The organism is Aeromonas sp. MTB, from assembly GCF_056632455.1.
The window spans coordinates 2,953,402-2,966,639 of record NZ_CP147026.1; the positions used below are offsets into that span (position 1 = coordinate 2,953,402).

6 protein-coding genes, 2 tRNA genes and 1 pseudogene are annotated in these 13,238 nt (G+C 60.2%); 3 read left to right on the forward strand and 6 right to left on the reverse strand.

Features of this window, described 5'->3' with window-relative positions:
• Positions 1-15: 15 nt before the first annotated feature.
• From WBR25_RS13530 to WBR25_RS13540, 3 genes are all read right to left on the reverse strand, one after another.
• Positions 16-1,014, reverse strand: coding sequence for a LacI family DNA-binding transcriptional regulator (locus tag WBR25_RS13530; protein ID WP_005350588.1), 999 nt, complete (start codon positions 1,012-1,014; stop codon positions 16-18).
• 177 nt (positions 1,015-1,191) lie between these two features.
• The gene (locus WBR25_RS13535; protein WP_040066126.1) at positions 1,192-3,093 is read right to left on the reverse strand and encodes a transglycosylase SLT domain-containing protein; all 1,902 of its coding nucleotides are present in this window, start codon (positions 3,091-3,093) and stop codon (positions 1,192-1,194) included.
• 99 nt (positions 3,094-3,192) lie between these two features.
• Positions 3,193-5,697: a putative bifunctional diguanylate cyclase/phosphodiesterase gene (locus WBR25_RS13540; RefSeq protein WP_129504334.1), complete on the reverse strand. Its 2,505-nt coding sequence runs from the start codon at positions 5,695-5,697 to the stop codon at positions 3,193-3,195.
• Between the two features lie 368 nt (positions 5,698-6,065).
• Between WBR25_RS13540 and hpf the strand changes: the two genes are divergently transcribed.
• Complete coding sequence (gene hpf / locus WBR25_RS13545; protein WP_005334257.1) at positions 6,066-6,404, forward strand: ribosome hibernation-promoting factor, HPF/YfiA family; 339 nt, start codon at positions 6,066-6,068, stop codon at positions 6,402-6,404.
• Positions 6,405-6,515: 111 nt separating this feature from the next.
• Here hpf and WBR25_RS13550 read toward each other — a convergent pair whose 3' ends face one another.
• Positions 6,516-7,025: a VC2046/SO_2500 family protein gene (locus WBR25_RS13550; RefSeq protein ID WP_069555313.1), complete on the reverse strand. Its 510-nt coding sequence runs from the start codon at positions 7,023-7,025 to the stop codon at positions 6,516-6,518.
• Positions 7,026-7,149: 124 nt separating this feature from the next.
• Here WBR25_RS13550 and WBR25_RS13555 point away from each other — a divergent pair.
• Positions 7,150-7,234: transfer RNA gene (locus tag WBR25_RS13555), tRNA-Tyr, on the forward strand.
• 33 nt (positions 7,235-7,267) lie between these two features.
• Positions 7,268-7,352 (forward strand) — tRNA-Tyr (locus WBR25_RS13560).
• A gap of 176 nt (positions 7,353-7,528) precedes the next feature.
• Here the strand turns inward: WBR25_RS13560 and tamB are convergent.
• Positions 7,529-11,326: pseudogene (gene tamB, locus WBR25_RS13565) on the reverse strand (autotransporter assembly complex protein TamB).
• 61 nt (positions 11,327-11,387) lie between these two features.
• Positions 11,388-13,163: an autotransporter assembly complex protein TamA gene (gene tamA, locus WBR25_RS13570; RefSeq protein ID WP_005334265.1), complete on the reverse strand. Its 1,776-nt coding sequence runs from the start codon at positions 13,161-13,163 to the stop codon at positions 11,388-11,390.
• Positions 13,164-13,238 lie beyond the last annotated feature (75 nt).

Below are 13,238 nucleotides of genomic sequence, written 5' to 3' on the forward strand. Positions count from 1 at the left end.
ACTGTTTGACGCACGTCAGGCGACTGACTCCCGCTCCACCAGCTGGGCTTCAAACTTGAGCGCCAGGCCGTCTACCGGCTTGTGATCGAGCAGGCGCAGCGCCAGCTCAGCAGCGCGGCTGCCCATCTCCTCGATGGGGTAGCGCACCGTGGTGAGCTTGGGATAGATGTAGCGGGCGTAGGGGATATCGTCGAACCCCACCACCGACACCTGCTGCGGGATCTTGTAACCCCGCTCCAGCAGGCAAGAGATCGCCCCCGCCACCATACCGTCGTTGAAACCGAGCACGGCCGTGAACTCGACGCCACGGGCCAGCAGTTCACTCATCGCCACATAGCCGCCATTTTCGTCGGCATAGGCACGGCTGACGAGAGCAGGATCAAAGGCGATCCCGGCTCTGGCCAGGGTCTGGGTGTAACCGGCCATCCGCTGCTGACCATCGACAAACTCTTCATCATCGGAGGTGATAAAGGCGATGTTGCGATGACCGGCATCCAGCAAGTGCTGGCACGCGGTGGTGATCCCCGCCTGGTTATCGAGCCAGACGCAGCGATCTTCCGCGCCCGGCACCTGACGGTTGATGAACACGATGGGGGTAGAGCCAGCCGCCAGCTCGCTCAGCTCCTCGTCAGGGAGCGCCTTGCTGTGGAGGATCAGCGCATCGCACTGGCGCTGCAGCAGCGCCTGAATGGCGTGACGCTCGCGCGCGATATCGTGGTTGCCAGACATGACGATGGTGAACTTGTTGGCCTGATCGACCATGGTTTCGATGCCACGCATCATCTGGGCAAAGAAGGGGCCGCCGCAGAGGTCGCCAACCAGCACGCCAATGCAGTTGGAACGCTTGCTGACCAGTGCCTGGGCAAAACTGTTGGGTCGAAAATTCAGTTCCTTCATGGCCGCCAGTACGGCCTCACGCTTTTCCGGTGCTACCTGTGCCGTGTTGTTGATAACCCGCGACACGGTGGAGATAGACACATTTGCCAGCTGAGAAACGTCTTTAATCGTTGCCACTATCCATTCCTTTATTGTGGGGGAACCTGTCGGTGCCGACGCCCGAGTATACCCTGCGGCCTGATGCAATTCCCGGAGCCAGGTCACTAGGCATGTTTCCTTTGGTAACAAAACCTTACCCGATGATACCCGGCAGCAGGGAAATTTGAAAACAGGAGCCGGCTGGCGGCCCCCGACTCAATAGGCGTGATTGAGCTCCCGCTCTGACATGAAGCGCAGCGGCTGCTGCAGCTTGTGCTGATAGATGAGATCGAACGACAACACGTTTTGCACGTAGTTGCGGGTCTCCTTGTAGGGGATGCTCTCGACCCACACGTCCATCGGCTTGTTGTCACTCTGCTCTCGCCAGCGTTTTACCCGTCCCGGCCCGGCGTTGTAGGCGGCCGCCGCCAGGATCCGGTTGCCATCATAGACATCCAGCAAGCGTTTGAGATAGGCGCTTCCCAGACGAATATTCATCGTCGGATCAAACAGTTGCTGCTCGTTGCGATAGGGCACCCCCAGCTTGCCGGCTGTCTCTTTGGCAGTAGCAGGCATCAGTTGCATCAGACCGCGCGCCCCCACCGGCGACTGTGCCAGCGGATAGAGGGCACTCTCCTGACGGGAGATGGCGTAGAGCAAACTGGTGTTCATGGTGCGCTCTTGCGCCATCTGGGAGAAGGTGCGTTTGAGCGGCAGCGGGAAGCGCAGGTCGAGGGCATCCCACGCTTCGGCGCGAATGCTGGCGAGAATGGCCAGCTCGTGCCAACCCTGATTGAGGGCGATATGACCAAACTCGATGCGCTGGGCCACCGGATTGCGATCCATGTTGTGGATCCACTCCGAGCGGGCCGCCGCAATCTCGTTCATCGACAGCAGCTCGCGCACCCGCAACAGGAAGGGCCAGCGCTGACTGGCCGTGCGCCAGTCCGGTACATGCTTGACGCTCTGGTTCTTGATGCGATAAGGCACCCCGGTGCGCTGGGCGGCCATAAAGCCGTAGAAACCGCGCAGGTTGGCGGTCTCCAGATAGAGATCCCGCGCCGGTTTTTGCTGCCCCTGCACTTCAAGGGAGCGCGCCATCCAGTAGCGCCAGCGATCCTCTTTCTGACGGGCCATCGGCATCATCTTCACCCAGCCGGAGAGGCCACGCCAATCCTGCTCCCAGATGGCCAGTCGCGCCCGCAGCTCGGTAATGTCGGGATCCGCCAGCTTTTTCACCGTGCTGTCGACCCAGCTGCGCTGGGCAATGGAGCGATCCAGCAGCAGGCGGCGGGCAATGGCACGCTCTACCGGTTTCACCTCGGCCTGGGTCAGGCCGAAACGGCTGCGAAACAGCGCAAGCTGGCGCAGCACCGACTCAGGCTCCTGATTGGCATAGCGGGTCAAACCGAGGGAGAGCAGCTTGCGGGAATAGGGATTGCTGCTGAAATAGGCCGGGTTCATCGCCTTGGCTGGCTGTTCGAACAGGGTCACCATCTGATCGCCATAGCTCTGCAAGCCACTCCCCAGGGTCGCGCCAAGATGGCGGATCAGATTGGGGTTTTCCGCCTCGAACGCCAGCGTCATCCGCTGCCAGATCTTCTCCTGAGTTCGCTGACCGGATGCCTGCCACAGCTGAAATAGCGGGGAGCAGGCATCGGGACGGGATTGACCGCTCATCCAGATCTTGCCCGCCCCCTGCAACGCCTCTTTCGGCTTGCCGGTGTAATAGAGCGCCTGATAGTGCATGCAGAGCAGATCGGTGGAGCTCGGCTTGGCCGGATAGAAGCGCAGGAACTGCGACCACTGCTGGCTCTGGGCCAGATAGGTCAGATAGCTGCGCTCCAGCCGGTTGGACTGGGGGGTATCTCCATGCTGGCGGATAAAGCGGGTCACATCGTTGTAATCGGCCGCCCCCGGACGAAAGGCGAGCTGATAGTAATCGAGGTAAGGGAGCAGGGGGTAATGGGTCAAACGGGCACGAATTTGCTGGAAACGGGCCTGATCATTGGCCCGTACGGCGTCATACGCCTGACGGTAGAGCGTCTGGTCGGCAGTCTGCGCCATCAGGGTCGGCACAAACAGCGCCGACAAAACAATTCCCCATACAGCTTTCACTGAACATCTCCATTGAGGGCAATACACCGCCCGGTGGCGGTGGGTCTACTGCCTCTCATTCTACCCGTTGCCGGGCAGCGCTACAGCGGGGAGCAGGGACTATTTTTCTGACTCGCTCAGCTGCATTTCACGCAGTTGCTCCGGTCTGGTCAGCCGCTGTACATATTTCTCCAGATAGGGCACCGGCAGCGGCTTGGAAGCGAGATAGCCCTGATAGAAACTGCACCCCTGCGCCTTGAGAAACTCCAGTTGCTGACGGGACTCCACCCCTTCCGCCGTGACGTTGAACCCCATATGTCGCGCCATGGCGATCACCGCCTCGACGATGGCCATGTTGTCGCCATCTTTCGGGATGTCCTGAATGAAGGAGCGGTCGATCTTGAGCTCATCGGCAGGCAGCCGCTTGAGGTAGCTCAGGGAGGAGTAACCGGCGCCAAAATCGTCGATGGCAAAGCTGATGCCGAGCTCCTTGAGCTCGGTCATTTTGCTGATGGTGTCCTCGGCATGGCCCAGCACCACAGATTCGGTGATCTCCAGATTGAGGCAGGCCGGGTCCATGCCAGTTTGCGCCAACACATCGTGGATCCGCTCGACAAAATCGGTGGCATGGAACTGCTTGGCACTGACGTTGACCGAGATCTGCGGAATGTGGATGCCGTTCTCCTCCCACAGCACATACTGGGCGCATGCCTCGTGCAGCACCCAGTTGCCGATATCGACAATCAGGTCCGTCTCCTCGGCGATGGGAATAAACTCGGCCGGTGAGACCAGCGAGCGACCGGCCGGCTGCCAGCGAATGAGCGCCTCGACACCAATGATATCGCCGCCATCGACCATATGCTGGGGCTGATAGTAGAGGGTCAGCTCTTGCTGGCTGAGGGCGTTGCGCAATTCGTTGTGAATGAGCAGACGGCGATCCGCCTGCTGCTGCATCGAGGCATCGAAGAAGCGACGGGTCTTGCGGCCAGCGGACTTGGCCTGATACATGGCGGTATCCGCCTGCTTGAGCAGATCATCGACCCCCTGCTCCCGATCCGGAAACAGGGTAATGCCGACACTGGCGCCGATGTGCAGCACTTGCCCCACATAGGTATAAGGAGCGGCAATCTCGGTGATAAGCCGTTCGGCAATGATATCGGCCTGCATCTCCGCCTGGGGCGGGCTGGCCGAGAGCGATGGCAGCAGCAATACAAACTCGTCTCCACCCAGGCGCGCCAGACAATCCCCCTGTCGCACCAACCGTTTGAGACGGGCGGCGACCTCCTTGAGCAACCAGTCACCGGTGGCGTGGCCGAGGGAGTCGTTGATGGTCTTGAAGTGGTCGAGATCGATAAAGAGCAGCGCGCCAATCAAGCCATCGCGGGTCGCCTCGTTGAAGGTCTGCACCAGAGTCTCGTGGAGCTGACGGCGATTGGGCAATCCGGTCAGCTCGTCGTAATAGGCGAGATCCTGAATGCGTCGCTCGGCCGCCTTGCGCTCGGAGATATCCTCGAAGCAGATGACAAAGTGGCTGATCACCCCCTTCTCGTCCTGCACCGGCGTCACTATCTCCCACTGGGGATAGGTGTGACCATCGACATGGCGACGCTGGGTCTCCCCCTGCCAGCGGCTGAGGGTATTGAGCTCGTAACCGAGCCCACCCAGATTGGGCCAGAGATCCTCTTCCAGATGCAGGCCCAGCACCGATTGGCTGTCAAAGCCGGTGATCTGGCTGAAGGCGTTGTTGACCCGCAGGATCTTGAACCCCGGATCCGTAATGATGATCCCTTCGTGGGTCTCGAATGCAACGGCAGAGAGCCGCATCTGGGCATCGGATTGCAATCGCTCCAGCTCGGCCACCATCCGTACCGAAAAGGTATTGAGCACCGAGGTGAGATTGCTGGTATCTGCCGGGGCCGAATAGAGCAGCGCCAGATGGCCCAGAAGTTGGCCTCTGGCATCAAACAGCGGCTGACCATAATAAGTCTGCCCGGCCGCCAGCCAGGGTTGATACTCCTGCGACTCGTCGATCACCTCGAAACAGATGGCCCCTTGCTTGTAGAGCTCCTGACAGGGGGAACCCGCCAGCGGATAGTCCTTCAGCGCCAGCCCGTCGGCGGCCAGCACTTTGACCCGGTCGGCACCGCACAACTCCCCCACCCAGACCGCATCCACCTTGAGGATATGGGCCAGCTGGCTGACCAGGGTATTGAAGAAATCGAGCCCGGTGCGGGCAGAGAGCGCCTGCGCCAACTGGGTGAGCAGGGTGGTTTGCAGCAACGGCAAAGAGAGGTTGAGAGAGGATACTGCACTGTTAGCGGTATCAAGAGGGGCCAGCCAGCCACAGCAGATCTGCTGGGTGGGCACAAACTGGCCGCTCCAGAGCACATGGTTGAGCTGCCCCTGATCATCTTTCAGATGACCGATGAACTGTTCAGGCAGATGTGATTCATGAAGCCGGACAAGAAAGTCGGCAAAGCCTGCCTCGTCTTCCGGTAACAGGCGAGCGGCCCAGGGATGATTGCCCTCCCCTTGCCACTGCTGGTAGGCCCCCTGATCAGAGAGACTCCACTGATCATGTTGCCGATCGAAAAACCACATGACTTGCGTGGCCTGCTGCTTCATTTACCACTCCAACACAACAACCAACCACGTTTGATGTCCAATCAGGCATAGCAACGCCCCCTGCATCCGCTCATGAGATCAGAGGTTGCGAGGGAAGAGTACAAACATGCGATATCAAGCAGTGGAAACCGGACATGAGGTCGACACGAAGTGCTGCCAAGAAGGGACAGAAACGATCCTATTCCCGTCATACTGCCTGCCAGTTTCATGGAGCTCAAGCTGTTTTTGGCACGAAACCGGAAAAGATCACAATTTATAAGTTGCTGAATAGCCAAGGGAAGGTTATGTGACATAGATCACATTTCAATCTTTACCAATGAGTAATCTGAAGGTGAAGACACAAGCAAGACGACCCGAAGGGGGCCAATATGAAAATCGAAATTACCAGCAAAATCATCGACATCACCCCGGCTATCCGCGAGCGCATCGAATCCCGTTTTGAAAAGCTCGAACGTCTTCAGGTGCCTCTCATCACACCCCATGTGATTGTTTCCAAAGAGCGTCTGATGTTCACTGTCGAAGCCAGTGCTGGCATCCCCAACGGCAAACTGTTTGCCCAGGCAGAGCATGAGGATCTCTACGCCGCCATCAACGAACTGGGGCAAAAACTGGAGCGCCAACTCAACCGTCACACCGAAAAGCCGATTGCCCGTCGTGCCAATGCAGCCCTCAAAGAGCAGCCGCAACCGGATGAAGCTGACGCTTGATAGCATGCCGCAAGGCTAAAAATTCCAAAGAGCATAAAGGCGGGGTCACCCGCCTTTTTGTTGCCTGTGATTTGCCGACAAGCATCGCGTTACGTCAGTGAACAAGCGCCATCAACTGAGCCAGTGCAACCGGGTATCCACCCCCTCTTGCAAACGATCGAGGATCGGCAGCAATACCAGCGGATCCTCCTGCCTCGGCACATCGGCCAGCTTTCCTTGCAACCGCTCCCGCGCCAGCGGCGACAGGTTGTCGTAGACAGCCTCATCCAGCAGCGGTTGTTTGACCGCCAGCGGCGGTGTTTGCAGCGCCAGCCAGAGCCGTACATCCACCATGCTTCCCCCTTGCTGCAACCGCTCATTGATGGCACTGCAGTCACTCCCCGCCCCTTCAGCCACCAGCACCTCTGCCGGTCTCAGCTCAAAGTGCAGACGCCAGTCACGGCTCTGGGGAGTCGCCGCCGGTTTGGCATCAAACCAGGGCTGCTCCTCCACCGCATCGGTCAGCAGGGCCAGATGCAACCGGAAATCCGCCCGATCGCCATGTTGCAGGTCACGGTTGAGGCGCTGCCCCAACTGGCCCTCATCGACGAGCAGGTGATTACGGATTGAACTGGGCAGCATGAGATAACTCTCGAAAATGGCGATTTCACTGGTTATCGGCCACAAATCCAATTCTTTTAATGGAAAAATCCTGCTTGGGGGTTCACAAAACCGGAAGATCTGTTAGTATGCGCCTCGCACTTGTGGAGGGGTTCCCGAGCGGCCAAAGGGATCAGACTGTAAATCTGACGGCTCTGCCTTCGAAGGTTCGAATCCTTCTCCCTCCACCATTTCAAGTGCGACAAGTTGAAGCAATACCCCGTGGAGGGGTTCCCGAGCGGCCAAAGGGATCAGACTGTAAATCTGACGGCTCTGCCTTCGAAGGTTCGAATCCTTCTCCCTCCACCATAATTCAGAAAGCCCGGCCTGGTGCCGGGTTTTCGCATTTCTGGTCTGCCCAATCCGTTATTCCTCTACCCTCCAGTCCCTTATCGCCATTTACCTGCAGCCGATCGCGCAATAAAAAAACGGGAGGCCTGCGCCTCCCGTTTACGTTCATATCAGCCCTGTTACGGAATGAAGCGTTACAGAGTAAAGCGATAGAAGATATCGACCGCCTGAGCCACCCCGCTCATCGCCTGCAGATAGAGCCGTGGCAATACCTCGTAGCGCAGCTTGAATTCGGCGATGGGGCTGAAAACCCCGACCCCGTACTGGAACTGCAAGCCCGGCAGCAGATAGGCCGACAGAGTCACCTGGGTGTTGTCGCCACTGCCCGCGGTATCGAGGGAAACATCGCTCATCCCCAGCGACTCGCCGATGCTCGACACCACGCCATTGGCCTGACTCACCGCACCGGCCACCAGCAGACCGTTGAAACCGCCATCCTCACCGCCGGTCTGCAACCCTTTGCCGCGCAGCAGATAGGAGAGTTGTTCCGACTGCGCCATCTGCGGTTCGGAGTAGACAGTGATCTCCGGCTTGCTGGCAGGGCCAGTCACCCGCACCCCGACCGTCACCTGACCCTCGATGGTATCGGGATCCCGGTTGGCCTCGATGTTGAGGAACGGCCGATCCAGCGGACCGGAGAAGAGGATCCGCCCCTCCTTGATGATGAGGTTCTGACCGTAAGCCTTGAAGCGGCCGTTGGTCAGCACCAGCTGGCCATTGCCAGCCAGCGGCTTCTCGGGATCCTGACGGATATTGAGGCCACCGGAGACATCGGTCTTCAGCCCCATGGCATCGAGCTTCACATCGTTGCCAAGGCGGATCGCCACCTTCATCGCCAGCGGCAGGCTGGCCTGCTTGGGAGCCGGGGGCAGATCGTCATAGACCACGGTCACATCGTCTGAGACCGCCACCGCCGAATCCGGCAAGCTCTTGACCAGAATGCGCGCCCAGGGAATATCCACCTGACCGGTAATGCGGGTCTCCTCCCCCAGCGACACCGCGATATCGGGCGAGACTCTGACCCGGCCCATGCCCGGATATTGCGCCTCCAGATCCTTGCCCTGAATGGTGAGGCTGCCGCTGACCGGCATCTTGGCCCAGCTGAGCCAGCCGCCCAACGCCAGCGGCCCCTTGCCAACCAGCATGGAGCCATCCAGCTCGGCGCGATTTCCCTCGATCTTGAGGCGGGTCACCAGCTTGGTCAGGGTCACCATGTCAGAGTGGGTCTGCACCTCACCGTCACGCAGGTTGAGCTGGCCAAACAGCAGGGGCGCCGCCAGGGTGCCGTCGAAGCGGGCATCGGCGGAGATGATCCCTTGCAGGGAGCGCACCTCAGGGATGAGCGGCGCGAAGGTATTGAGCTTGAGATCGTCAAACTTGAGCTGACCGCCGAGCAGACCGCGACCGGCGGGCTCCCTGATCAGTAGATCGGTATCGATATTGCCGATCTGTTTGGAGGCAAAATCGAGGCGAATGGCCGCCTGCTGCCGCTCGAAATCAAGGGCCAAAGCCAGCTGCTGATAGTCGGTCTTTAGACCATCTGCCACAAAAGTGCCCGGCGTGGTGCGTACCACCGCATGCAGGGTCGGCTGATTACCACGCCAGCTGGCGCGGCCATCGGCCGAGAGCATCGCCTGCCAGCGGAAGTTGTCCGGCAACCAGGGGCGCAGCCGCTTGAGATCAAACTCGCTCAGGGCAAACTCCAGAGTCCCCTGGGCAGCGGAAATCTGACTCCCCTTGACGCAGAGGCTGGCACCCTGGGAGCCGAGGCAGAGATCCCCCATCGCCAGCCGCTGACGCGGCAGATCGAGATCCAGCGCCCAGGGGGAGCTCAAGTCCCAACGGCGCAGCGGGGTTTTCAGCCGCAACTCGGAGAGCGCCCCGCGCCAGTGATCCCCGCGCACGCCGCCACCCAGTTTGAGATTGGCCGCAACAGGGTCACCCTTCATGGTCAGGGTCAACAGATGCTGACTGATATCGCCGCTGAGGTTCAGGGCCAGCTGGCTGAGCTTGGTCTCCCCCTGTTTCAGCTGCGCCACCAACAACGCGAGCTCACCGGCCGGTTTGGCGCCGATCACCGCATTGCCCTTGAGGCTAATACCCTTCAGGTCGGTGCCGGCATAGTAGAGCCGCTCGGAGGCGAGATCCGCATCGATTTTTGGCGTCTGCTGATTGCCACTGACCTTCACCTGCCCCTTGATATCCCCTTTCAGGCCAGGATAGATGCCCCCAGCTGGGGAGCCTGCAGGTTGGCATCGAGCTTCCACTGGGCGCTGCTTATACTGCCCTTGGCCTGCAACTGGTTAGGGCCACTTTGCAGCGAGAGCGCCGGGATCAGCCACTCCATCTTGTCGTTGCCGCTAAGCTCCCCTTGAGGGCCAGCGGGTACTGGTTGAGCTTGCCATCCACCTTGAGCTTGGGCAGTTTCAGCTCCCAGTGGCCCACTTCGTTCATCACGAAACGGCTCTCCAGCTCACCGGTCCAGCGTCCCTTTCAGCTCGGGCAGCAGCTCGGCCGGATTGATCCCCTTGAACAGGGTGGTCCCCTGCCACTCGATCCCCTTGTTCCATGCCAGCTTGCCATCGAGCTTGAGCTCCCCTTGAGGGCGTTGAGCTGCAAGGCGATCTTGCTGAGCCGCTCCAGATCCCCCTTCCCGTCCAGCGCGAGCTTGAAGGGGGGACATCGGTTCCCTTGCCGGAGGTATTGAGGGCAAACTGATAGCCGGAGAGCTTGCCCTTGGCAGTCAGGCTCCCCTTGTCCAGCCGATAGCTCGGCTCATCTTTGGCAGCCTTATGAAATGGCCAGCCGAGGCTCTTCCAGTCGAGGGTCAAATCAAAAGGGAGATCCGGGTCGAGGGCTGCCAGCGAGCCCTTGAGATTGGCGGCGACCGGCCCCTTGGCCGACAACACCAGCCCCAGCTTGCCGACCGAACCGCTCAGCGCCAGCGTGGCCTGCTCACCCTGCAACTCGCCATCCAGCAGCCCCTTGCGGGCCTTGGCATCCAGCGTCACCGCCAGCGGGTAGTCGTCACTGAGCTGGATGTGTCCCTTGAGCTCCAGATCGGCCATGGCGTGGCGCAGCGAGAGCTCGCGCACCTCGATGCGATCATCGACGGCGGTAGCCGAGAGCAGCAGCTTGTCGAGCCCTTCAATCAGCTCGCCCTGCTTATATTGCACCCGGGTCGCGCTGACCCCTTCCAGCTGAATGGGGAAAGGAAGATGAATGACGGGCAGGAGAATGGGGGTTGCCTTTGCAGTTTTTGCAACTGGCGCCCCTTTGCCCTGTTTGGCTGTCTCGGCGCTGGCCTTGTCGTTGCGCGCCACCGCAGCTCCGGCTTGTTTCTCGTTAGCGGCTGGCTGCTTGGCGGATTTGGCTGCGCTGGCGGGCGCCGCGTCGTCCAGCGTCACCTTCAAGTTATCGAGCACCGGGCCGCGTACAATCAGCCCCTTGCGGTTGAGGGTGGCGCCGATATCGAGGGACCCCAGGGTCACTGCCACGCCGGGCAGCGCCAGATCGAGATCGGCCACCTTGAGGCTGTCGACCTGAATTTTGAGGGGGAGCGGATGCCAGACAAAAGGCTCCGACGGCTCTTCCGGTGCAGGCTCGGAGTCGGCCACCTTCACCACCGGATGAGTCACTTCAAGCGATTTGATCCAGAGTTTGCCCTGCAGCAGTTTGCCAAGATCCCAGTCGAGCACGGCGCGATCCACCGTTACATCCACCAGCTCATCCTGCCAGCCGACCCCTTCCAGGGTCCAGCCATAACCAAGCTGACCGGCCACCAGCTCTCCCTTTAGGGAGGGCAGCGCCCCCTTGGCCTGTTGCCACAGCCACTTGTTGCCCTGATGGGTAAAGCCCAGCAGGCTGACACCGATGAGCAGCAGGAACACCAGCCCCATCAGCCAAAGAAAAATGCGTTTTAGCCAGATCACAATGCAGACCCCCGCGCAAGATACAGCCGCAGCGGCCAAAGAAAAAAGCGTTTAGACAACATCATAATTCAGGCCCCAATGCGAAATGCAGCCGCAAGGGCTTGTCCTCCTCCGATACCCCGACCGCCAGATCCAGCCTGACCTGACCGATGGGGGTGACCCAGCGCACACCGACGCCAGTACCTATTTTCCAGGGTTCGCTGTAATCGGTGGTGGAGGTGCCGCCATCCACAAACATGGCCCCCAGCCACTTCTCGCTGAAGCGGTAGTTGTATTCCAGACTGGCCACGCTGGTGTAGCGGCCACCGGTCAGCTTGCCATCCGGCCCGGTGGGGGAGATGCTCTCGTAACCAAAGCCGCGCACCGTCTGATCGCCACCGGTAAAGAAACGCAAAGACGGCGGCACCAGCGAGAAGCTGTCACCTATAATGGCCCCCTGCTCTGCCCGCATCAGGAATCTGTGGTTATCGCCGAGGGTACGCAGCCACTTGCTGCGCCCCCACACCCGCATAAAGCTGATGTCGGAACCCCATCTGGGATCGGAGAACTCCAGCGTCAGCTGCTGGCGATCCCCCCAATCGGGCACCAGAGTGCCGCGCACCCGCAGTCGGGACCAGGAGACCCCGGGGATCAACAGCAAGCTGTTCCCCTCGTCGGCGCCCTGGGTATAGATCTCGTTCTCCAGCCGGATAAAGACGTCCCGATCCCAGCTCTCCGGCCGCCGCGTCCAGCGGTGCACACCGATGGTAGTGAGATCGGAGCGGGTATCGTTGTTGTCCTTGTACTGGTAGCCGGTCTGGATGGAGTAGTAGTCCCGCAGCGGGTTACCCACCGGGATCTGGTAGTCGAAGCTGAGCTCGGCCTCCGGCGCCGACACCTTGGCGGTGGCAAAGAGACGGTGGCCGTAGCGGTTGACCCAGGGCTTCTCCCAGGTGGCACTCATCCGCGGCCCTACGTCGGTGGCGTAACCGATACCTGTCTCGATTTCGTGATCGACCCGGTTATCCAGCGTCACCGCAATGGGCACCCGATAGTTGCTCGCCTCGCTCAATACCGGCTTGATATCGACCTGACGGAACAGCTTGGTGGAGGAGACATCCTGCGACATCTCGGCCAGACGGATGGCGAGATAGGGGTCGCCGCTCTTGATGTTGATAAGCGGGCGAATAAGGTGAAGCGCTTCGGGGGTGGCATCGTAGCGGATCTCGCCAAAACGGTAGCGATGGCCCGATTCGAACAGAATAAAGATCTCCGCCGTCCCCTTGTCCGGGAACACCTTGACCTGACTCTTGCTCAGCTTGGCATCAAAGTAACCGCGGGCCAGCCCGAGGCTGCCGAGATCCGCCTTGATGGATTCATATTTGGCGTGGTTGAGGGGCTCCCCCTCTTTGAGGGGCAACTTGTCCAGCAGGGCGCTGTAAAGCTCGTCGCTGCCCGCATCCCCCTCCAGCAGAATATCGAGGCGGGAGACGATGACCGGCTCCCCCTTGTCCACCTCAATCACCACTTTGGACGGAGTCTTCTTGTCGCGGCTCAGGGTGATTTTCGGCTGGTAGTAGCCATAAACCTGCAGCGCCTTTTGCACGCTCTCGGTGATTTTGGCGCGGGCCGGACGGTATTGCCGCTCCTGATAGACCGGCAGGGCATTGAGGTAGGCTTCAACGTTATCCTTGTTCTCCCCTTTCAACCCCTTGACCTGATAGGTGAGCTTGGCGGCAAACGCGGGCGAAGCCAGCAGCGACAGCAACAGGCCCACCCCCAGTACCCGCAGGCCGCGGCGAAACGCAGGGCCGGACAGTGAACGCCCTGCCAGCAGGGATGAAATGCATCCTGTCAAAGGTCAATATTCCTGAATCTGTGGTGAAGGAAACCAGCGCCCTTTCGGGCCAACCCCGAATGCGGCGCAGCACGC